Raw genomic sequence first — 22,194 nt, 5'->3', positions numbered from 1 at the left:
CGCACCATCACAGATATATGATCGGGGACGATAGCGGCATGCGACGACGCCCCCTATTTGTCGCCGCCCGTAGCCCTAGCTTGGAAAGACAAGGGGCGCTGTGTGAGCACTTTTGCGCCCCGATCTTTTCCAACGAAGCGGAGCCGACCATGCCAAGCCCAATCGATCTGGAACTGTCCCGCCGCGACCTCCTCATCTCATCTGCCGCGACCGTGGTGGTGTCCGGGATAGCGGGCAAGGCGGTGGCGACTGAACCGGCGGGGAGCGAAGCGACCTTCACCTCCAAGGTCTCGCTGAGCGTAAACGGAGACCGTCGCGAACTGGACGTCGACAACAGGACGACCCTCCTCGACGCCCTGCGGGAGCATCTTCATCTGACCGGCACGAAGAAAGGCTGCGACCACGGCCAGTGCGGCGCTTGTACCGTCATCGTCGACGGGCGCAGGATCAATTCCTGCCTGACGCTCGCCCTGATGCACGAGGGCGACCAGGTCGTCACGATCGAAGGCCTCGGCAAGCCCGGCGATCTCCATCCCATGCAGGCCGCCTTTGTCAAGCATGACGGGTTCCAGTGCGGCTACTGCACGCCGGGACAAATCTGTTCCTCCGTGGCGATGTTGGAGGAGATCAAGGCGAATGTCCCGAGCCATGTCACGGGCGATCTGACGGCGGACGGAAAGGCGACGCTCGCCGAGATCCGCGAACGCATGAGCGGCAATATCTGTCGCTGCGGCGCTTACTCCAACATCGTCGATGCCATCAGGGACGTTGCGGGGACAGAAGCATGAGACCCTTTACCTTCGAACGCGCCAACTCTGTCGAGGCCGCCGCCAAGGCTGCAGCCAGCAATCCGAACGCCAAGTTCATCGCCGGTGGCACCAATCTTCTCGACCTGATGAAGCTGCAGATCGAGACACCGGGCCACCTGATCGACGTCAACGGTCTCGGTCTCGGTAAAATCGAAGCCACGGGCGAGGGCGGCTTGCGCATCGGGGCGCTTGTGCGCAACACGGACCTTGCCGCCGACCAGACCGTGCGGCGCGACTACGGACTTCTATCCCGCGCGCTGCTGGCCGGTGCCTCCGGGCAATTGCGAAATAAGGCCACGACCGCAGGAAACCTCCTTCAGCGGACACGCTGTCCCTACTTCTATGACACCAACCAGCCCTGCAACAAACGCCAGCCGGGCAGCGGATGCTCGGCCATCGGCGGCGTCACCCGCCAACTGGCGATTGTCGGCGCCAGCGACGCCTGCATCGCCACGCATCCAAGCGACATGGCAATCGCCATGCGCGCCCTGGATGCGGTCGTCGAGACCGTGAAGGAGAGCGGGCAGACCCGCGCCATTCCGATCGCCGATTTCCATCGTCTGCCGGGCGACACGCCCCATATCGAGACCGTGCTCGAGCCTGGCGAGTTCGTCACGGCCGTCACCCTGCCCGCGCCGATCGGGGGTAAGCACATCTACCGCAAGGTTCGCGACCGCGCCTCCTATGCCTTCGCGCTGATCTCCGTCGGAGCGATTATTCAGCCCGATGGGACCGGGCGCGTCGCCGTCGGCGGTGTCGCCCACAAGCCGTGGCGGATGGACGCCGCCGAGGTGCAATTGCCGAAGGGCGCGCGGGCCACCACTGCGGTCCTCCTCGCAGACGCCCGCCCGTCCGACCAGAACCGTTTCAAGGTGAACCTCGTCGAGCGCGCGCTCGGTGCTGTCATCACCGAAGCCAGGGGTTGAGCCATGCAGTTCGATACGCCAGCAACGACCAATCCAATCGACCAGTTGAAGGTGGTGGGCCAGCCGATCCCGCGCATCGACGGCCAGCTCAAGACCACCGGTCGTGCGATCTATGCCTATGAGTGGCACGATCCCGCGATCCGCTATGCCTATGGCTATCCGGTGGGCGCGGCCATCGCCATGGGTCGCATCAAATCGGTGGACGCGGACGCCGCGAAGGCCGCGCCGGGCGTCATCGCCGTCGTCACTGCGCTTGACGTCGGCAAACGCAAGAAAGGCAAATTCAACATCGCCAATCTATTTGGCGGCGAGGAAATCCAGCATTACCATCAGGCGGTCGCGGTCGTGGTTGCCGAGACCTTCGAACAGGCGCGGTCAGCGGCCGCCTTGATCAAGGTCGATTACACCGAAGGGAAGGGTTCCTTCGACCTGAAGGACGCTATGGCCGGCGCGGTCGAACCGAAGGAGTCCAAGGACGAGCAGGATACGGCGGTCGGGGACTTCGAGGGGGCCTTCAAGGCCGCCGCCGTCAGTCTTGATGAACGCTATACGACGCCCGACCAGTCGCATTCGATGATGGAGCCATTCGCTTCGATCGCCGCATGGAGCGGCGATGAGCTGACGGTCTGGACCTCAAGCCAGATGATCAACTGGTGGCGCACCGACCTTGCAACCACTCTCGGTGTCGACAAGGAGAAAATTCACCTTATGTCGCCCTTCATCGGCGGCGGTTTCGGGGGCAAGCTGTTCCTGCGCGCCGATACCGTTCTTGCGGCTTTTGCAGCGAAGGCTGCGAAGCGCCCGGTGAAGGTGACGTTGCCGCGGCCATGATGGCCAACAATGCCACGCATCGTCCGGCGACCATCCAGCGCATCCGGATCGGGGCCGGGCGTGACGGCAAGATCACGGCCATCGGCCATGAAAGCTGGTCCGGAAACCTTAAAGATGGAAAGCCGGAGACGGCCGTGATGCAGTCCCGGCTTCTCTACGCCGGCGCCAATCGTATGACTGCCATGCGGCTGGCAACGCTGGACCTGCCGGAAGGCAACGCCATGCGTGCGCCGGGAGAAGCGCCTGGACTGATGGCGCTCGAGATCGCCATCGACGAGATTGCCGAGAAGGTCGGCATGGACCCGATAAAGTTTCGGATCGTCAACGACACCCAAGTCGACCCGGAAAAACCCGAACGACCCTTTTCGCACCGCAATCTGATCGGCTGCCTGAAACGGGGGGCAGAACGCTTCGGCTGGGATGCCCGCGCAAGGCCGGGATCGAGGCGCGACGGCAATTGGCTGGTCGGCATGGGCGTTGCTGCGGCATTTCGCAACAACCAGACAGTTCCGTCTGGAGCGAGGGTCCGCCTCGACAAGGACGGGATCGTGACGGTCGAAACAGATATGACCGACATCGGCACCGGCAGCTATACGATCATCGCCCAGACTGCCGCCGAGATGATGGGCGTGACGATGGACAAGGTGGGCGTCCATCTCGGTGACAGCCGTTTTCCCGTCTCGGCCGGTTCGGGCGGTCAGTTCGGGGCCAATTCCGCCACGTCCGGCGTCTATGCGGCCTGCATCAAGCTGCGTGAGGCGATTGCCCAGAAGCTCGGGCTGAATGCCAATGACGTCGCCTTCGAAAACGGTATGGTGCGCTCTGGCGACAGATCGGTTTCGCTGGCCGAGGCCGCAGGCTCCGACGGACTTGTCGGGGAAGACACGATGACGTGGGGCGATCTGTCGAAAACGCATCAGCAATCGACGTTCGGCGCGCATTTTGTCGAAGTCGGCGTCGATGTCGCGACGGGGGAGACCCGTATCCGGCGCATGCTCGCCGTCTGTGCTGCGGGCCGCATCCTCAATCCCATCACCGCACGCAGCCAGGTCATCGGCGCAATGACGATGGGCGCAGGCGGCGCGCTGTCGGAAGAACTGGCTGTGGACACCCGCAAAGGGTTCTTCGTCAATCATGATCTGGCCGGCTACGAAGTGCCGGTCCATGCCGACATCCCGCACCAGGAGGTGATCTTCATGGATGAGACGGATCCTATGTCTTCGCCGATGAAGGCTAAGGGCGTTGGCGAGCTTGGTCTCTGTGGCGTGTCCGCTGCCATCGCCACCGCCGTCTACAACGCAACTGGCATCCGGGTCCGGGACTATCCAATCACGCTCGACAGACTGATCGGTGGTCTTCCGGAGGTCGCCTGACATGCTGGTGGTGGTCGACTGGAGCCGTGGAACTGCGGAAGTAGAGGTCCTGAGGGTGAATGTCGCCGAGCTTCAGATGCCGCTGCCTGTAAGCGCGGCACGCACGGATGATCCCGGACAAGCCCTGGGCCTCGCCGAACAGTGGTTCCATGAGGCCGGTGGCGCTGGCAACCCTCCTTGAAATCGGCGGCGGGGCGGCAAAACGATGGTGGTGAGCACGGTGGTCAGATAGGCCAGCCTTAGGCAAGCGTTAAAACCTGGGCGAATGGCCCGCAGCCCAAGGAGAGCCGGCCGTGATCGCTGAGCTGCGAACCACGCGCCAAGCGATTTACCAAGGGTCTCAGCCGGCCGGTTGGAACAGGCTGCAAGCGTTTGCGCATCGACAGCGACGTATGTTCCGCGTGCCTGAATGGCGAGCGGTGAAAAAACGGACCCCGAGCGGACCCGTCTCGGCATTCTTTTCACTGTGGAAACCTAAGGCTGGGACATTGAGGTGTCGTGAAGTCCTATCATTCTGTTCAATTCAAACAGGAGCTGATCGTTTGACATCGGGATTTCGTTAGTCTTTCCAGTTGCTGATATCTCGGATTTCAGAACAACGTTCCGCCCGATTGGTGACGACCGCGCTGCCACGTCAGACATCTCGATGCTGCCTTCTATCCACTGCGAAATGAGGGCGACAAAGACCGGGTCGCGGTCGATCGGCGTCCCCCGAGCACGATACCTGTCGACAACACGCTCATAGGCAGCGCGACGTCTTTCCGTTAGCGAAGGTTCATTTTCCTCGTTCAAACCCATGGCCTTCCCTATGCGATCGTCAACTCGTTCGATAAGTGCCAATAATGGATTTCTCCTAACAGGACATTGCCGACGGCTATCGACGATCACATGCTTTCCGTCTGAACTAAAAAAAGGCGCGCCTCGAGAATTGGTGGCTTCCGAGTGGCGCGTGAATCGTTCCCTAACCTCTCCATCTAGGAGTGGTGCGTATTCTGATACGCCTGGCGAAAGGGTGGTAATGGCAATCGCTGTTCGTCAAGGGCGAGGCATTGTAAACGGCGCAGAATGACCGTGGCAGCGGGCCTGGCGCAAATTCACGATGCATCGACGCGGCTTTCGCCGGGGCACTGAGTGTGAAGATCAGGCAAGCCCACTGCTCCACATTCTCCTACGCGATGGTTAGCTCGGTCTGAAGGTCGATCCCGACGACCGCTCCTCCCGGAGACTTCGAAGGCGGGCCGACTTCGCCTGTGCTTCTCGTCGCCGCCTTTCCTCCTCCGCGAAGGCAATTTCCGTGGATTTCTCGGCAAGCATTCGCTTCTGCTCTTTCGTCAATTGAACCCGGCGCTTCTTCTCTTCCATCGTATGTCTCCGCTCGAATTATGAACCGAGGAAAAATGCAAAAGGCAGATTATGGTTTCGTCCCTTTTCTTTCTGTCCGGAACTGGACGAAACTCCCTGCGCCGCACCTCGGCAGACGTTCCATTGAGCGCCTCCGGTTCAAATGCAGCGAAAGCAGAGTTCACGATAAAATCGTCGTAAGGGTCTATTTTAATGATCGAAGTCTTGTGCCGAAGCTCCCAGGTCTGCTTTCGGACCCGCGTCATTGGAGGAACTGGGATCGAATAGTTGCGCCTTGCGTAGATGATACTTCATCTTCCACAGCACGAGATCGCGCGGTGACCCAAGCGACACAAGCAGCCATGTAAGTGCAACCGAGCCGACCGTCAGCTTCACCAGCGTCAGGTCTATCGAAGAGAACTCGGAAAGTGCTGCGTCGATATGCGCAGTGAGCTCCAGGTCTGGAACGGCCTCATAGGCGAAAAAGAAGTCCGAAGCCGACATTCGTGTCAGGACGTCGCGAAGATGTCCCGACGAGAAAAGCGCCGATGCGGGATCCGGGCCGACGTGATAGGGCTGTGTCTGCTCGTAGCGCCAGCTTAAAGACTGTAACCGCTGTCTTCCGTTCTCAGCTTGCGACGATCGGGTCTGTACCGCCAGCGATGAACTCCCTCGCAGGATGTCGCAGATTACCGTGGTAGCTGACTTCCAATCGGTTTCGTTTTCGAACATCGCGCACCTAGGTGATGGTTGCTGGATAGGGCAACAGTCTGCGTCCGGATTTGTTCCCGAAGCCTTCCGCCCAATCGAGCAGCTGTCTCAGCCCTCGGAGAATTCCGAACTTAGTTAACAACTGCCACCAGCCTCGATGCAATCAACGGGCGAAAACCTGACGGATGGTAATGGACCTTATCTTCGGGAGAGAGTTACAGCGAGAGCATCCAAGGGACACCCCGCTTCTTAATCATGGACAACACTCCATTATATCTTCTTGGCACGATCGAAGCGCTGAACTGGCTCTTCGAGCCGGGATGCGAGGTGATGATCACCGACATGGTGACGGCCGAAGCCATTCGTGAGCCAGGCGAAGGCTGGGATCAGAGACGAAACGCTTGAGCTTACGTGGTTGAGTGGCTGCAAAGCAAGCGAGACAAAATTACGGTTCTCAAAACAGTCGGAGGCCAGCGACACGAACGCGAGATGCTTCTTTGGGAAATGGCTGGGAGGCCGGATGACCTACACCCCGACTGGAGCGACCGCGGGGAACGAAGTGTCTTTTCCGCCGGCCAAGATCTCAAAGCTGCGTTAGCGCAAACGGAGGAAATCGTCGTGATCATGGACGATCGTGACGGTCGTGACGCTGTGAGAGCGATCCGAGCCGATATCGCACTGATGGGCACAAGAACATTCATCCGTTGGATGGAAGAAGACTTTGGCATCGAGTCAGCAGCGACAGCTTGGCAAGTCATACGTATGGCAACGGCGGGCACCGCCGACGAGGGCGAGGAAGAGGACCCTGTCTACATAAGACGGAGATGATTTGCGTCGCCCAGGAACTTCAAGGAAGTGGTGGCATCTGCTACCTAATTCCGCGAAACAGGCCCAATCGGCGCGCCTCGAACTCGAGATGACCGAAACCTCTCTTATGACAGACAAGAACGCGCGCGTGACGCGCTGCGCCAGATCAAGCAACGCAGCGTCCCGATTGCCATGGCCGATTTTGGCACAGGTAACCAAGGCGAAGTGGCTCAGCGCACCGCTGACCGGGAATGCCGGAACATTCCAGTGAACGTGATCCGCTTGTCTGTCATTGGGTCTCACCCTATCGTGCTGCCATGATAACCGATCCGCCACACGATGCCTTCTGGCACGCCCTAGAGCGATTTGCCGATGGCTATACGGAAGGCATGTTCGAGGGGCGACGATGGGGCGTGACCGTCAACCGCTCCGCCGATCGCAAACGCGTCTGGCTCTATGCCGAAGACCTGGCCGGATCCGACATGGTCAGTTTCAATCTCTATCGTCTGAATGACGCAGGGCTGACACTGAAGCCGTGCGAGATGTCATCCGACAAGGTCGTGACCTTCGTGCTCGGCTTTGTCACGGGACCATCGGCATCGACGGCAGCAGTCTCGTAGCGGATCGCGCCCTGAACCTGCCATTCGACCGGCAGCGACCTCTTCAGTTGCAGGAAGCGGCCCACCAGTCGGCATAGGGTGTGTTCTTGGCGAGCTTGCGATTGTAATCCGGCGCGCCATCCTCCCACCAGACGGGCCCTCGCTCTCCAAGGGCGATTTTGGCCTCATCGACCAGACTGCGCGCGGCAGTCGTTGCGTCCTTTTCCCCTTTGGCATCCCGAACGGCCCGACGGGCCGCCATCAGCTCGCCCACAAGTTGGACGCGCCTTGTCTCCTCCAGACAGGGATTGCTTTTGCGCCAGAGCCTGCCCCGCACCACGAAATACCGACCATCCGGCGTGTCTGGATAGGCGCGCTCGTTTTTCGCCATTCAAAGGGGCGCCGGCAACAGGTCTGCGGTTTGGCCGGGATGCCCGCCCAGTCCGCCGACTGCCGTGTATCGCGGCAGGACCGTCATTCTCTCTTCCGGAAGCGGTCGCTGGAGTTTCTTGGCCTCTTTCCAGTCTGCCGTCATCCAGATCTCGCATTCTTCTCGTGTCGTCAAAAGCACGGGCATGGCTTTGGGATGGATCGGTTTGACGATATCGTTGGGGTCGGTCGTCAGAAACGCAAAGATGTCGTGCTCGCCTTCGCGCGGCGCTTTGATCGGACCACGGGCACCGGTCCATCGCGTATGAATGCCTGCAAGGGCGAACACCGGCTGGGCCTCGTTCACGGCGAACCAACGCAAGCACTTCCTGCCCGTTTCTGGATCGGACACCTGTTCATATTCGCTGAACGCGGTTGCGAGAACAAGACAACGGTTTTCAACGCCAAGCCACTGCTGCCAATGCGGGATCCATGTCTTGCGAACATTGGTCACCCCCTTGTCCGGCTTGCCGCCAAGGTGGACGTCCGGGGTTGGCATGCCCCAGACTGACATGACCAGCTCCCGTTTGCCGTCGGGATCGATACGGATGATCGGGCCGGGACGGTCTGGGTGGACGTTGAGGGACGGAGGCAAATTGCCCTCGCGATATCGGGTGACATCGATAAAATCGCGGATGGCTTGCTGGTTGCTCGTCAGATTGTACAGATTGCACATTATGCTACCCCGGTGTCATCCTGAAGATAGTCCAAGAGTTATGTTCGGCAACCAAGGATGAACAAGCGCGATCCTCTCGTTTTGCCGTCAGCAGATAGGCCCTCCCGTGCTGAGCTTAAATGTCCTTGAGCCGCTTTGGTTCGGCGAGGTTCAATCGGCTCGCTTCCAGATCTTTCTCGGCACTACGGTTTCTATTGACCAATCCGACGGTCATTCCGCTCATCACAGCCGCCCCGCATAGACAGTGAAACTGCTGGGTCGCCGTTCTCATCTCGTCGAGAGCGTTCGGCCGAAGGCGGATCCGTACTCCTACTTACGGGTTTGGTCAGGCTTCGGTAGCGAGTTCGCATAATGCGCAGCTTCTCCCGAATAGGGAAAATCGTCACCAACTTGACGGTTGCCGTCATAAATTTTGAAGGCCGGTCCGGCGACCTCAACGATCTTATAGCCGTTCACATATTCGATTTCTGGCGTTTTCCAACCCACGGCAAACTCTCCTGACTGGGCACGCTGATCTCCGCAAATCGACAGGCGCTTGAAGTAGCGTCCACACGCCGCGTTAGGCCAAGCGGGCGTGCACGCCACGACCACAACCTAGGCGCTGTCGCGCTCATTGACAACACCCAATGGGCAGTGGATTTGCCCCCCTAGCGCCTGGCCGGTTGAACGTATTTCGGACGAACATTCCAGGGGAGGCCGGCGGTCACCTCGAATGGTCTCGAGCAGTTGTGCGAGATGCCATCCATGCTCTGCCTGGCTGGCGACGTGACGATTGAGCGTCTGATCTAGCAACCGGACCGGGACCGCAGTTGCGGCCTATTCTGCCTGTTCTTTGGCTTTGATGCGTTTTGCCATGCGCGCGATCGTCGAACTCGAACAGTGGGTCTTGTAGCGGATGCTTTCCCAGCTCTTGCCACCCCGAAGCATCGCCATGATTTCCTCGTTCCTGCGAGTGTTTTCGGGCCTGCCAGGGTATCGTCCTGCAGTCTTTGCATTCGCAATGCCCTGTTGCTGCCGCAACCGCCTATGTTCATGCCTCGTGCGCGCGGTCGTGGCCAGAGCATCCAGAACAGTGCTGTTGATAGCGTGGACTACCAGTCCGTGCATTTCGTCCCGCTCTGTCGACACCATCTTCCAAGAGGTCGGCAGGTCGACAGACACGATCAGCACGTCACGGGCGGTAATCTCGGCACGCAAACGATCCCATACCCCCATGTTTAAGCGCGTGAGACTATCGATTTCGCCGATAAGAAGAATGTCGCCCGGCTCGCAACCTGACAAAAGTCGGAAGAGCTCGGGCCGCTGATGTGACACCCCACTTCCATTCTCGATGGATGTGGATGCTATCTTCCATTTTTTTCGGGATGCAAATTCCGTCAGACGTTTGCAGGCGCGCTTTGCATCCTCATCCGTGGTGCTTGCTTGCAGATAGGCGTGAATGACCATGGGAAGCCGCTCGTGAAACTGTGTCGCGACTGGAAATACAGCTTTTCTCGCCTAAGTAAAAGGTGCTGATCAGCCCGTCCAAGCGTGAATGATGTCTATTCCTGAGGCTTTAAAAGCTCTGGCCTCGTGCTCGATGAAGCCAGATTATGAGCAACAGGTAGACATGGACTTTACACGCAAGGACAGCGCCAGATCCAGACACTGTTATCGATGTCCGGAAAGCATGAAAAGCCACTCTTAGGTGTCTAGCAGCACTTTCTTCTCTGAAATAAACTTCTCGATGTCAGACTTGCCTTTGACCGTCCAGAAAGATGCCTCGGCCTCGTAGTTGTAGCCCATAACTTCAGGGGGCATATCAAAGACTTTGAACGCCTCGTTATAGTCAGGCGCAAACGAGCAGGCGTAATAGGGAATGAGCTGATCGATATGATACGAAGGCTTCAGAAGCAGAGTGGACGTGAGGCTGCGAGCGATGGCCGAAGCCAGGCGGCGAGAGCCAGCGTCCGCGCTGTAGAAAACGGCAGATGCCAGCACTCGGTACCAAGGTCTCTTCTTCTGAGGGCGGAAAATAAAGCCACCGTCGCATAGTCTCGAGGAAGAGGTGAACATATCCCATGGAGACTTGTTCATCACCGCATCAACGTCTATCACCAGAAGCCTCTCAATTCCTCTATCAAGAATTAAGGGAGCAACCAAAAACCGAGCCGCTGTGTAGTAGACTTGGCGATGTTGCAGGCCTGCAGCCAGTTCGCAACGGTCTATCGTCACAGTCAGTCTGACCCATTTGAGGCTTGCCCGCAGCTTTTCCGCAGCCGCAATGACGCTTTTAGGGGGCTCGAGGAGATGGATATGAAGAGCCTGGCGTACGCCCAACTTTTCCATTGATCCAATTAAATCGACTGCGAATAAATTGAAGTAATTGCCGTCGCAGGCTGCAAGGATCACGTCCTTGCCCATCGCAGGGTCGGGTAGGTCGCCGTCCACGGCGTCACTGAATCTCGACAAGCTCCCAGCTCCATAATTCGGCAAGCGGAGCGCCTTCCTAACTATCCTGCGTGCTCTGAACTGAAAAATGGCACCATGACTTTTTTCCAATGACGTAACCAATTGCCTCTGCCTTGCAAATATCGACCTATCTATTCATACGGGTAGGTAGTCCTAGCTTAGGAGAATGTCACCCCTCTCTTCGCAGATGTCAGCCTCAAACCTCGAAGACGGCACGTCGTTGGGGAGGTCAATGGCGCCTGTGCACCGGTGTCGTCGTGTGCTGGCCGTTACCACTCGAGCGCCTTTGGGCTGCCATCCGTTCGCCCTTTTAGAATATCTCGAGTCTGTAGGCAGTGATCCATGCTCCAACCTGCTCACGGGCAAAACGGTAGGGCACGAAGTAAAAGTGCTTGTCGATATCGACATGTTAATCGAGGCCAGCCCGGCGTATCTACCACTCAGCGAAGACATATCGTTCGACCGGAGCGGTCGCAGGACGGGATAGTCAAACTCTTCAAAGGACTGGCGTCTTAGCCGCCAAGGAGTGGTCCCGGGCATCATCGGTGCGTCCAAGTACACTACGCGAGCAAGTTTCCGTCTATAATGACATACAGACAAATGAAACGCCGACATCTGACGCTTATGCTTTAGTCTGCCGGCAAGACGCAAGGCTGGTCTCGGTTACCGACCGGATCAATCCGCGAGTCAAGGTGTTTGGCTGCAACTTCGTCGACGCCGCGGTTTGCAGCTTCCGCATTGTTGCCGAACTTCTTAAACCAGAAGCCGGTTAGAATTGGCACGACGATGGACGTCACGATAATGCAGATCGCAACAAGTGCAGTCGCGCTTGGCGCAGCCGGCGCAAATTGCGGCGCGACGGCGACGATTGCGATCGGGTTGGCTGCGGCAGCACCGGCAGTGGAAGAGGCAGCAAGGCCGGCGGTGCCGTTTCCACCCCCTAAATATTTATCTGCGAGGATAAGCGGGATCCCGGTTAGGACAATGACGGCGAGCGCGAGAGCGATACCGAGGCCGGCTAGTGGCGACAGCAGGGTGTGCAAATCAATGGTGTTGCCCAGAGCAAACGCAAAAAACGGAATCATCAAGACGCTGCCCGGCGCAAACAGCACCCTGAGCTTTGCATCCAGATTGCCCAAAGCGAAACCGACGACAAACGGCAAGATGGCACCGATAAATATCTGCGGCTCAAAGTGTGCGACGCCGGATGCACCGAGAATGATCATGCTCATGAGCGGTCCGGATTCGATGGACGTCAAGACGAAGGCTCCTGCTTCTTCCTTGGTACCGTAGGTCTGCATCAACGAGGCATAAAGACCGCCATTGGTCATATCCATGGCGCAAACAATGGCAAGCACGGACAGTCCCGCAAATATGCCGCTCTGAACACCCTCGGGGGGAAGAATCAGGGATGCGATGAAGGTGACGATCGCCGCGGCAACGAATTTGGTCAGCACAATCGTGCCCGACTTGCGCAAGACCGTTCCGGTCGAGCTTAATTTGATCGATGCCCCCATGCAGAAGAACCAGACCGCCAGAATCGGGATGACACCGGTCATGATGCCTTGCGTAAAGCCCTTGAAATAGCCGGCTGCCTCGGGCGCAAAGGTTTTGCATACCGCGCCCAGCAGCAGGGGTACGAGCATCAGACCGCCGGGTATGCGGTCAACCGCGTCTTTGATCTTCATTTCATCTCCTCCCAGCAGGCGCTGCTCGCCCCGGCCCGATTTTAGTAGCGCGACCTTTCGCGCAGTCTCCTCCCGCGCGATCCGAGTCAATTCGGTAGTACACTACTTTTTGAAGCGCCTCTACCAGTCAGTGAGATCCAACCAGGGTGCGAAGACCATCATTGCATCAAATTCGATCTGAGGTTCGGCGGTTGCAGAATTTTTTCTTTCGGATTCAGCATTATAACGCATCTGTCCCAAGTCTTTGAGCGCTCGCGATTGTCGTCACTTTGCCCTCGTCAAGTTCAAGTGTGGCGTATTGGTAATTTTGGCCACGATGAACGAGAAAAAACGTCGACGCTCTGGCCGCAAAGTGGAAGCGCCGATCGCGCAAGCAAAGCTGAACCTGCGGTCGTCGGCGAATGCTTACAATTTCGGTGAACCCTTGATCGATCTACGGTAGCGCGGCGAGCCTCTATACCGGCTCTCCCACGACGGGGTGCCTCTTCCGAGATCTTCTTTTTCGGCCTTGAGGCCCCCCGACACCAAGTCGAGCTGTGCTTTGGAAAGGCCAAGTAAGCTACTATACGTTAGAGGCCGCGGTCAGAAAAATGCAGACGCGGCCTGGTTTTATGCTGAACCAAAACCGGCCGCGAAGGAGATCAAACCGCGTGGACTTTTGGAAAAGTGTGAAGATCGGAGCGTGATTCACTTTTCGTCGCGACCAAGATCGACCCTGTTGCTCAAGAGTAGGGTAGGGAAGCGACAGAGCTCGCATCCAAAAGCCTCTCTAGCTGAGACCAAAGCGGGAAAAATTTACGCTGCGACGCGCAACGTCATCCATTCCATAAGGCTATCGATCGCCATCGGCCTGGCGAATAAATAGCCTTGAAATGTATCGCACCCGATGCCGCGCAGGATGTCAAGCTGGCGAGTGTCTTCGACACCTTCCGCGATACATTGCATCTTCATCGATCGGCATAGCGCAACGACCGCCGCCAGTATTTCGCATCCCGACTCGCTCGCTGTCCCAATCACGAAGCTTCGGTCGATCTTCACCTTATCGATCGGCAGCCTGTGAAGATAGCTCAGGCTGGATTGACCCGTACCGAAGTCGTCGAGCGCGATTTTGATGCCGAGGCCGCGAAGAAGGCGGATTGATTGCTCTGCAGCATCGAAGTCACGCATGACGGCGGTTTCCGTCAGTTCCATGATGATGCGGGAGGGCTCAGTGCCGGATTCGAGGATCATTGCAATGATGCCAAGCACGGTCTCTGAGGACGTGAGGTCATGGGCAGACAGGTTGAACGATAACTTTATTCCGGCGGGAAGCCGTGTGAGATGCGCGAGCGCCTTGCGCAGGAGCGTCAAGGTCAGCCGGTGGATGATGCCTGCCCGCTCGGCAAGTGGAATAAAGATATCAGGGCGGACAGGGCCAAGAGTCGGACTGGTCCATCTGGCCAGCGCCTCCACTGCCCTCATCTCGAAATTCGGCCCACTGACGATTGGCTGAAGGTCGAGCTCCATTTCGGTCTCGAGATCGGCGGCCTGCAGTGCCGCTTCCACGGCGCGGTCCGACCGAATGAGCCGCTCGTGCTCGCTTGAATAGAGCACGGCAAAACCGCGTTGCTCGCTCTTCGCTCTGTAGAGGGCATAATCAGCTTGGTCGTAGAGTGTCATGGCGCTGACGACCTCGGACGTCGACGTAGAAAGACCACAAGATGCTCCGATAGAGATGACGATATCGCCAAGCTTGAAAGGCACCAAAAGAGCTGCGCACATCCGGTTCGCAAATACCGTCGCCGCTTCTCCGTCCATTCCCAGAAAGAAAGCGAATTCATCGCCTCCAAGACGTGCCACCATTGCTTCAGATCCGAAAGCCACCCGAAGTCGCTCTCCGGCGGCTTCGAGCAACTGGTCTCCGACGATGTGGCCATAGGTGTCGTTGACCGCTTTGAAGCGGTCAAGATCAATAATTCCCACGCAGATCCTGCCGCCCCTGTTACCATCCAGTCCGATACGGCCCGACAACTCCGAGAAGAACAGCCGACGGTTTGGAAGTCGAGTAAGGGGATCCGTATGCGCGAGAACCGTCACCTCACGGTTTAACCGTTGCGTCTCGGCCTCCGAGCGGACCAGTCGAACGAAGCCGCGATGACTGTTAAGTAGGACGCGGATCATCACGATGGTCACAAGCAGGATATTCAGGGCGATGGCGATGTACACCGCATCGCCAAGCGAAAAATAATAAATGAGATAGGGAATAGTCACGATGGCAGTCACGGCCAGAGCTGCCTGGGGAAGGTGGATCAGGCAAAAGATACATCCAATGACAGTAATTGCGATAAAGATCGCAACGTGTGCCTGTTGGTGGTCACCCCCGTAGCTGCCCAATCCCAAAGACCAGGAGATGTAGACCGAGGCCATCACACCGCCAAGGACAGTGGTCCTTCTGAGCGTCTGGATTGCTTCGGCCCCATTTAAAGCCGTATCAGGCTTTTTCAGCCAGGCAATAAGGCGCAGAATGCTGGCGGATACCAGAACCAGCGGAATCCATACGGTCATCCAAGCAGGGGCAACGTCAAGATGAGTGTAGGCGACCGCAACTGCGTTCAAGCTTAGCAGAGCATAAAGCAGAGGAATTTGGCCCTGGAGCTCGCGGCATTGGGCGATCGCCAGCTCGGGCTGCTCTTCGCGCAAGGTGAGCCAACGAAATAATCGCATATAGCTAAGCATGGCATCCTCATTTTTAGATGAAGATGGCAGCTTCGCGTAAAATCATTCCTAATATACTGATGATAATTACAAGAATAACAGGTTTGGAGAGCAATTCATGCGGTATGCAGCTTGTGTGTATGTGGCTGCAATGAGCGAACAAAGTTGCAGGTGGCACATACCAAGCTCAGCGATTCCACCGCGTTTGTCGTCCCGGCCTATATCGTGCAACAGTACGAAATGCCGTTCGATGCGCACGCTAGGTCAAGGAATTCTGTGCATTTAAGCGCTAAAAGCTCTTGAACATCAAACATGGAAAGCCGCTGCCATCGCCAATTTTGCAGGTGTCTTCCGCATCTCTACGCTGTGACCTTCCTATTGGAGCGGAAGAGCGGGCTCTATATCCAAAACTCCGATCTATCTGACACAGAATTAAAGGCGCCTCCGTGTTTTTAGACAACCTCGTTTGGCCGAAAAAGCGGCCAAGGACAACGGCGTTCATCTGATACCAAAAATAGTTGCTCGCCGTCGGGTACAAACGCTGAAAAGGCGTTCTTATCGTCACCGAAAATTAGGCAATGTCTTGTATTTGTCAAATTGTTGCGTCTGGAGAAGAATAATGAACCTCGCCCGTGTCATAGCCTGTGTGACTTTAACGTTCATCTGGTTTTCCAGTGCAAACGCAGGATCCCTTCCAGAGGCAAAGAACGAGACGATCCTGACCATCTCCGGAAACATCGAAAACACAAATGCAGGGCTGGATGCTCAATTCGACCGCGATATGCTTGAAACGCTGGGCCTAGAAACTGTCGAAACGTCAACGCCGTGGTATGATGGCAAAGTTCGCTTCGAAGGAGTGTCACTCCAAAAGCTGATGACCCTTGTCGGCGCCAAAGGATCGACTGTAACTGCAATCGCACTTAATGACTATAGCTGCGTAATTCCGCTCGAAGACTTTAAAAAATATCATGTCATTCTCGCCCTGAAACGAGATGGAAAATACATGGCGATTCGAGACAAGGGGCCATTGTTTATCGTGTATCCCTACGACAGTGATTCTCAGCTGCAAAACCAGCTTTATTACACACGGTCGGCCTGGCAGGTCGCCAAGCTAAGAGTCGAATAGAGATTAAGCGTGAGATGGATCCTGGGAGCCGTCATCTGCGGCCTGATAGTAGCAACGTGCTACATCGCCACCATTATCGCTGCGCAGCAAACAGGTTTGCAAAAATTTACCCGGTACAACGATTCTTGGACCGTCAATCAAGCGTCTGTCGAGTATTTGAGGCTCGAACGCAGTCTGGCTGCTTATGCTTTAGATATGACAGATGCAAATAGAGCAGACGCCCGCCTCCGCCTCGAGATTGCGATTGGTCGTATTCAGCTTCTCCAGCAGGGCAGTCTACGCGTTCTCATTGAAGGCGACCGACACAACAGAGCCGTGTTCGAGGCGTTCAGAGCAACGCTTCTGAGCTTGGATGAACGGTTGGAGCATCTGGACAGGGCAGGTGTGCAAGCTGCTCTTCAGTCGATGGGCAGGCTCGATTCGCCTTTGATGGGCCTTGGCGTTGCGGCAACCGAGTATGGCGCAACCCTTCTTAACGACGCGCAGGCACAAATGCGTCATCTTTATTTCATTCATATCGGACTTGCGTCAGGACTTATTCTATGTGGCGTCGTGCTGGTGATCTTTCTGCTTCGTCAAAACCGGCTGCTCGGTCGCGCCCACACCCGCACGGAGCGATTGGCAACCGATCTTCGCCAGGCAACGGAAGAACTGCAAAATCAGAACCTTCGTCTTGAACACGATGCTCATCACGATGCACTCACCGGTCTTCCCAATCGCGTCCTGCTCAGACAAGACCTGGAGCTACGGCGGGCAACAGCGCATAACGAAGTATCTTCTATTCTTCTTCTTGATCTCGATGGGTTCAAGGATGTCAACGATACGCTCGGGCACGATATGGGTGACGTGCTCCTCCAGGCTGTCGCGGCGAGGTTGAACCGTTTGAGCCATGGCGGCGATACAGCTTGCCGTCTGGGTGGGGATGAGTTTGCCGTATTGTCCACAGGCTTGACCCGGGAAAAGGCATTTGATCTCGCCAATAGCATAATCACAAAGATCGCCGAACCGTATCAGATCGATCAACTGCGAATCAAAATCAATACATGTGTCGGTATTGCTTTTTCGGATGATGTGTCGACGACAGAGGAACTGTTGAAGCAAGCAGATCTTGCCCTCTATGAAGCCAAGGCGCTCGGAGCGGGGCATGCATGCCTATTCGATCCTCAGATGCAAGTACGCTTGCAGGAGACGAAATCCTTTGAGATCGACTTGTCACGGGCTCTGGAACAGGGCGAGATGGAGGTCTACTATCAGCCCCAGGTCATAATGGCGACCCGCGACATTTGCGGCTATGAGGCGCTGCTGCGATGGAAACACCCGACACGCGGCTTCGTCTCGCCCACGCTATTCATTCCGGTCGCTGAGAGGATCGGATTAATCCACGAACTGGGGGCGTGGGTTCTCAAGACAGCGTGTGTTGAAGCTGCGGCGTGGGGACGCCTCTCCAAGATTTCCGTCAACCTTTCTCCAGTTCAGTTTCGTGGGGTGAACCTCATCCAAAAGCTTGCGGCCACCCTCGACCAGACTGGGCTTTCCCCCGACCGGCTGGAATTGGAAATCACAGAATCTGTGATGCTTGACAAAAATGAACAGACGCTTGAAACGCTACGGCAAATAAAGGCGCTCGGGATCCACATCGCAATGGACGATTTCGGTACCGGTTATTCGTCGCTTGGTAGCCTCAGCAGCTTTCCCTTCGACAAGATGAAAATCGATCGATCTTTCGTCCGCGACGTTACGACATCGCCGAGTGCTTTGACGATCGTTGAACTAGCGATAGGGGTAGGCCGCAGCCTGAGCATGACCACAATCGTGGAAGGCATTGAAACGGAGGAACAATTCGAGTTGCTGAGGCGGCTTGGATGTGAACAGGCCCAAGGCTACCTGACTGGACGGCCCATGCCTGCTTCGGAACTTGCGTACCTGCACTCCGATCACGTAGAAGGGCAAAGATTGGTAGGCAAGGCTTTATAGTGGAATTGGGAGTGTGCCGGCATGGAGCTATTGACCATACATGGAATTGACGTGCCGCTGGCACCCTGCGAGGTTTCTCCTGTCATATGGTTGGCGCTTACCAGCGGCAGTTATGAAGCAAAAGAAGCACGGGCGGTTTTCAGGGCTGTTAAACCGGGAGACCGGGTACTTGAACTTGGGTCAGGCATTGGCATCATCACGTCGATCATCGCGAAAATCGAAGGGGTATCGGTGTGGGCGTTTGAAGCCAACCCAACCACTGCACTGCTGGCACAACGAGTCATAAGGGCTAATGGTCTCGACAATGTCATCTTTTCGCAGGGGCTTCTCACAAACGGAGAACCAAAAACCTGCAGGTTTTACGTACGCAAGGACCTTTGGATGTCATCTATGGATGAAAACCAAGGGGCCTACGAGCACGAAATAGAGCTTACATCTGCCAACATTGACACATTCATCATGCGCAATCGTATCAACGCCCTCGTTATGGACATAGAAGGAGCAGAACGGGATCTCCTACAGAACGCCGAGCTGCCAGGGATCGAACGCATCTTCTTGGAACTTCATGACCATCTATACGGGTTGTCCGGTATCCGCGACATTACGCATGCGTTGGCGCTCAAGGGCTATGCCTATGATCCAAGGGGTTCGCAGGGTCATTGCGTTCTGTTTTCAACAGACGATAGTCCACGCCAGTATGACCCTGAGATTTGAAATCAGTGAACAAAAGCAAGATGGCCAAGCCACATAGGCCGGCCTTCGCTGTAGCCAAACCATGGACTTTACGCTTGTATTAACTACGCCGTTGGAAGCAGATGATATTGTCCGGTTGTATCTCCCGCCATTAGCATTTCGTACATTCGATATCCCACATATGTGATTGGTATGTTTCGGGGGTGTTGTGAATGTTCAGGGTATTGACGTGTCTTTCGGGTGAACACGATCTTCGTCTGGTAGTGTTGGCTGGGATTTTGTGCTTCCTGTCGAGCTATGTCGCGATGATGTTGCTCCAGAGAGCGCAGAAAACCGGCGGTATTGCCCGAGGAATCTGGTTGGCGACTGCTGGCGTCGCCGGTGGTTTTGGCATCTGGTCGACGCATTTTATTGCCATGCTCGCCTATGATCCCGGCGTCGTCGTCGGCTACGAGGCCTACCGCACTTTCCTATCCCTGCTAATTGCCGTTGCGACGACTGGAGCCAGCGTCGCCACAGCAACCTACTTGCGCAGTCGTGCCGGTTTTCTGGCTGGAGGCAGCCTTTTTGCGCTCGGTGTCGGCGCAATGCACTTCCTCGGGATGTTGGCGATTGAATTCCCCGGCAAGATCACGTGGGACCGTGACCTCATCGCCGCCTCGCTGCTCTTAGGATGCCTATTTTCGATGGCCGGCTTCTCCGTCGCCTACCAATGCGGAAATAGCCTTAGAAGCAAGCTGCTCTCGGCAAGCATGCTGACGCTTGGCGTCGTTAGCCTGCATTTCACTGCAATGGGTGGGGTCAATATCGTCCCGGCCGCAGTACAGCTGGATCGTTTCAATCTTCTGTCGCCAATCGTGATGATTGTGACGATCGCCAGTGTCTCACTTTCACTTTTGGCATCCGGCCTTGCAGCAGCTCTTTTTGCTGTTCGTGCGGAGAACGCCGCATCTGCGAGCAACGCAAACTTCAAGATGCTGATTGAGGGCGTTACCGATTACGCTATCTACATGCTCGGTCTTCAGGGTCATGTCAGCAGCTGGAACGCTGGCGCCGAACGCGCCAGCGGATATACCGCCGCGGAGATCGTCGGTAAGCATTTTGCAATTTTCTATTCACAGAAGGATCGGCACAACGGGATCCCGGCGACCGCGCTGGACATCGCAAGAACCAGAGACAAATTCGAGGGAGAGTATTGGTACTATCGCAAGGACGGCACGTGTTTCTGGGCACATGTTGTCATCAATCCAATTTTTGCGGACAATGGCGAACTGGCTGGTTATGCCAAGATTATCAGGGACAAGACTATTCACAAGGCCGACGCAGATCGCCTTGCCGCGGTTATGAGAAACCTTGATGTCGCCCTGCAAAATATGTCCCAGGGAATTTGCCTATTCGATGCGAATGAGTGCCTGGTACTGGCCAATGAGCGCTATAGCGAGATATTCGGCTTCCCTCCCGGTTTTATCGTCCCGGGCCTTCGCTATCGCGAAATCGTCGAGCGTGGCTATTCCCTGACCGATGCTTCGCCTGACGTCTACGGTCCGAAAGCGTCGCACCATTACGACCGAAATATGGCCGTCGTACGGGGTGGCGAGCACGGCGCCATAATCCATAGACTTTCGAGCGGCACCTCGGTGCAGGCAAATTACAATACTATGGAGAGCGGCGCTTGGGTCGTCACATTCGAGGACATCACTGCGCGGCTATTGTCCGAAGAAAAGATCTCTTTCATGGCCAGCCATGACGGCCTGACCGGTCTGGCCAATCGTGCAGAATTCAACGCATCTCTCGCGCAGGAGCTTGTTCTTGCCCGTCGAACCGCGGCCCAGCTTGCGGTCATCGTTATCGATCTCGACAAGTTCAAGGAAATCAATGACCAGCATGGACATGCGACAGGCGATCAGGTTCTGAGCGTGCTTGCCGACCGCATGACTGCAATGCTCGACGACGACGAATTTGTTGCTCGTTTCGGAGGCGACGAATTTGCAGCGGTCAAGCGCTTTACTGAGATGGTCGAACTGCATGACTTTCTCGCTCGGCTGGAAGCCTGCCTGTGCGCCGAGATCCACGTCGAAGGTTTTGAGATCAAGCCCGGTGCGAGCATGGGGATCGCGCTTTATCCACAGGATGCTGACAGCGCTGAGTTGTTGCTTGGTAATGCCGATCTGGCGATGTACAGGGCGAAAGGCGCTTTGAGGCAGTCGGTCTGCTTCTACGAAACGGCAATGGATGAGGCGGCGCGCGGCCGCCGCGCACTGGCAAATGATCTATGGGCGGCCGTTGAGAAGAAACAGTTCCACCTGCATTATCAAGTGCAGAAATCGGTTATGACAGGCGCCGTTACTGGTTACGAGGCCCTGTTGCGCTGGAACCATCCGGACCGAGGGAACGTGCCGCCGATGGACTTCATTGTTCTGGCTGAGGAGTGCGGTGCAATCCTTCCGATCGGCGAATGGGTGCTGCGCGAAGCTTGCCGTGAAGCGGCTCGTTGGCAGCAGCCGCACAAGATTGCTGTCAACCTCTCGCCGGTGCAACTGATGAACACCGATATCGCCGCACTGGTTCATACTGTTTTGCTCGACACGGGTCTGAACCCGGCACGCCTCGAACTTGAGATCACCGAAACATCGATTATAACGGACAAGGATCGCGCGCTACACGCGCTTCGACAAATCAAGCAACTCGGTGTCTCAATCGCCATCGACGATTTCGGCACAGGCTATTCGTCGCTTGAAACCCTTCGGGCCTTTCCTTTCGATAAGATCAAGCTTGATCGCAGCTTTATGGACCAAGTGGAGACAAGTCCGCAGGCCAAGGCAATTGTTCGCGCCATTCTTGCCCTAGGTCAGAGCCTCGAAGTACCTGTCCTTGCGGAAGGCGTGGAGACGCGAGTCCAGCTCGACATTCTTTTGTCGGAGGGATGCAACGAAGCACAGGGCTACTTCCTTGGCCGACCAAAGCCAATGCACGAGGACGCGGACGCCGATCAGACAATAACGCCCGAAATGGCGGCCTAGGTTACGAGATGATCGAGGCTGCATTCCTTTGCGCCTCATGAAGCGT

At 56.5% G+C, this 22,194-nt stretch carries 20 protein-coding genes and 2 pseudogenes; 12 read left to right on the top strand and 10 right to left on the bottom strand.

Annotated features, from left to right (window positions below):
- The first annotated feature begins 149 nt into the window (after nt 1-149).
- From paoA to paoC, 3 genes and pseudogenes are all read left to right on the top strand, one after another.
- Entirely contained in the window at nt 150-788 is a 639-nt protein-coding gene (gene paoA, locus EQW76_RS17380; protein ID WP_143123009.1) for an aldehyde dehydrogenase iron-sulfur subunit PaoA, read from the top strand.
- Nucleotides 785-1,735 (top strand): xanthine dehydrogenase family protein subunit M, encoded by a 951-nt coding sequence (locus tag EQW76_RS17375; protein ID WP_143123008.1) that lies wholly within the window; start codon nt 785-787, stop codon nt 1,733-1,735. Before paoA ends, EQW76_RS17375 begins: the two co-directional genes overlap by 4 nt.
- A gap of 3 nt (nt 1,736-1,738) precedes the next feature.
- Nucleotides 1,739-3,939, top strand: a pseudogene (paoC, locus tag EQW76_RS17370) (aldehyde oxidoreductase molybdenum-binding subunit PaoC).
- 474 nt (nt 3,940-4,413) lie between these two features.
- On the opposite strand, the gene EQW76_RS17365 reads toward paoC, so the two are convergent.
- Both EQW76_RS17365 and EQW76_RS17360 read right to left on the bottom strand, forming a co-directional pair.
- Entirely contained in the window at nt 4,414-4,779 is a 366-nt protein-coding gene (locus EQW76_RS17365; protein ID WP_143123007.1) for a hypothetical protein, read from the bottom strand.
- 711 nt (nt 4,780-5,490) lie between these two features.
- Nucleotides 5,491-6,012, bottom strand: coding sequence for a hypothetical protein (locus EQW76_RS17360; protein WP_143123006.1), 522 nt, complete (start codon nt 6,010-6,012; stop codon nt 5,491-5,493).
- Nucleotides 6,013-6,246: 234 nt separating this feature from the next.
- On the opposite strand from EQW76_RS17360, the gene EQW76_RS29425 reads away from it, so the two are divergent.
- From EQW76_RS29425 to EQW76_RS17350, 3 genes are all read left to right on the top strand, one after another.
- Nucleotides 6,247-6,396 carry a hypothetical protein gene (locus tag EQW76_RS29425; RefSeq protein WP_153816514.1) on the top strand — a complete coding sequence of 50 codons (150 nt, stop codon included), beginning with the start codon at nt 6,247-6,249 and terminating at the stop codon, nt 6,394-6,396.
- 6 nt (nt 6,397-6,402) lie between these two features.
- Nucleotides 6,403-6,819 (top strand): hypothetical protein, encoded by a 417-nt coding sequence (locus EQW76_RS17355; protein ID WP_143123005.1) that lies wholly within the window; start codon nt 6,403-6,405, stop codon nt 6,817-6,819.
- 296 nt (nt 6,820-7,115) lie between these two features.
- On the top strand, nt 7,116-7,418 hold the full coding sequence (locus EQW76_RS17350; RefSeq protein WP_143123004.1) for a hypothetical protein: 303 nt from the start codon (nt 7,116-7,118) through the stop codon (nt 7,416-7,418).
- A gap of 43 nt (nt 7,419-7,461) precedes the next feature.
- Here EQW76_RS17350 and EQW76_RS17345 read toward each other — a convergent pair whose 3' ends face one another.
- The 7 genes and pseudogenes from EQW76_RS17345 to EQW76_RS17320 form a co-directional block, all read right to left on the bottom strand.
- Entirely contained in the window at nt 7,462-7,788 is a 327-nt protein-coding gene (locus EQW76_RS17345) for a hypothetical protein (protein WP_142831040.1), read from the bottom strand.
- The gene (locus EQW76_RS17340; RefSeq protein ID WP_142831041.1) at nt 7,789-8,502 is read right to left on the bottom strand and encodes an SOS response-associated peptidase; all 714 of its coding nucleotides are present in this window, start codon (nt 8,500-8,502) and stop codon (nt 7,789-7,791) included. It lies immediately after the preceding gene.
- A gap of 309 nt (nt 8,503-8,811) precedes the next feature.
- Nucleotides 8,812-8,988: a hypothetical protein gene (locus EQW76_RS29420; protein WP_162854776.1), complete on the bottom strand. Its 177-nt coding sequence runs from the start codon at nt 8,986-8,988 to the stop codon at nt 8,812-8,814.
- A 330-nt stretch (nt 8,989-9,318) separates the two neighbouring features.
- Nucleotides 9,319-9,948, bottom strand: a complete 630-nt coding sequence (locus EQW76_RS17335) for a recombinase family protein (protein WP_142831042.1) — start codon at nt 9,946-9,948, stop codon at nt 9,319-9,321.
- A 237-nt stretch (nt 9,949-10,185) separates the two neighbouring features.
- Entirely contained in the window at nt 10,186-10,953 is a 768-nt protein-coding gene (locus EQW76_RS17330) for a hypothetical protein (protein ID WP_244615401.1), read from the bottom strand.
- Between the two features lie 241 nt (nt 10,954-11,194).
- Nucleotides 11,195-11,472, bottom strand: a pseudogene (locus EQW76_RS17325) (IS21 family transposase); the annotation flags it as partial.
- Between the two features lie 110 nt (nt 11,473-11,582).
- A complete protein-coding gene (locus tag EQW76_RS17320) occupies nt 11,583-12,599 on the bottom strand; it encodes a 2-keto-3-deoxygluconate permease (RefSeq protein ID WP_244616977.1) in 1,017 nt (338 codons plus the stop codon).
- Between EQW76_RS17320 and EQW76_RS29820 the strand changes: the two genes are divergently transcribed.
- A complete protein-coding gene (locus EQW76_RS29820; protein WP_244616979.1) occupies nt 12,519-12,686 on the top strand; it encodes a hypothetical protein in 168 nt (55 codons plus the stop codon). The genes EQW76_RS17320 and EQW76_RS29820 overlap by 81 nt on opposite strands.
- A gap of 433 nt (nt 12,687-13,119) precedes the next feature.
- On the top strand, nt 13,120-13,506 hold the full coding sequence (locus EQW76_RS17315; protein WP_143123003.1) for a DUF427 domain-containing protein: 387 nt from the start codon (nt 13,120-13,122) through the stop codon (nt 13,504-13,506).
- Here the strand turns inward: EQW76_RS17315 and EQW76_RS17310 are convergent.
- Nucleotides 13,437-15,356 carry an EAL domain-containing protein gene (locus tag EQW76_RS17310; protein ID WP_143123002.1) on the bottom strand — a complete coding sequence of 640 codons (1,920 nt, stop codon included), beginning with the start codon at nt 15,354-15,356 and terminating at the stop codon, nt 13,437-13,439. The genes EQW76_RS17315 and EQW76_RS17310 overlap by 70 nt on opposite strands.
- A 598-nt stretch (nt 15,357-15,954) precedes the next feature.
- Between EQW76_RS17310 and EQW76_RS17305 the strand changes: the two genes are divergently transcribed.
- The 4 genes from EQW76_RS17305 (at nt 15,955) to EQW76_RS17290 (ending at nt 22,148) form a co-directional block, all read left to right on the top strand.
- Nucleotides 15,955-16,461, top strand: a complete 507-nt coding sequence (locus EQW76_RS17305) for an oxidoreductase (RefSeq protein WP_142831047.1) — start codon at nt 15,955-15,957, stop codon at nt 16,459-16,461.
- Between the two features lie 9 nt (nt 16,462-16,470).
- Complete coding sequence (locus tag EQW76_RS17300; RefSeq protein WP_143123001.1) at nt 16,471-18,435, top strand: EAL domain-containing protein; 1,965 nt, start codon at nt 16,471-16,473, stop codon at nt 18,433-18,435.
- 21 nt (nt 18,436-18,456) lie between these two features.
- Entirely contained in the window at nt 18,457-19,149 is a 693-nt protein-coding gene (locus EQW76_RS17295) for an FkbM family methyltransferase (protein ID WP_142831049.1), read from the top strand.
- A 191-nt stretch (nt 19,150-19,340) separates the two neighbouring features.
- Nucleotides 19,341-22,148, top strand: a complete 2,808-nt coding sequence (locus EQW76_RS17290; RefSeq protein WP_143123000.1) for an EAL domain-containing protein — start codon at nt 19,341-19,343, stop codon at nt 22,146-22,148.
- Nucleotides 22,149-22,194 lie beyond the last annotated feature (46 nt).

The sequence above is a fragment of the Rhizobium sp. rho-13.1 genome, assembly GCF_007000305.1.
Taxonomy (GTDB): domain Bacteria; phylum Pseudomonadota; class Alphaproteobacteria; order Rhizobiales; family Rhizobiaceae; genus Rhizobium; species Rhizobium rhododendri.
This window is presented reverse-complemented; position numbering and strand designations above follow the sequence as displayed.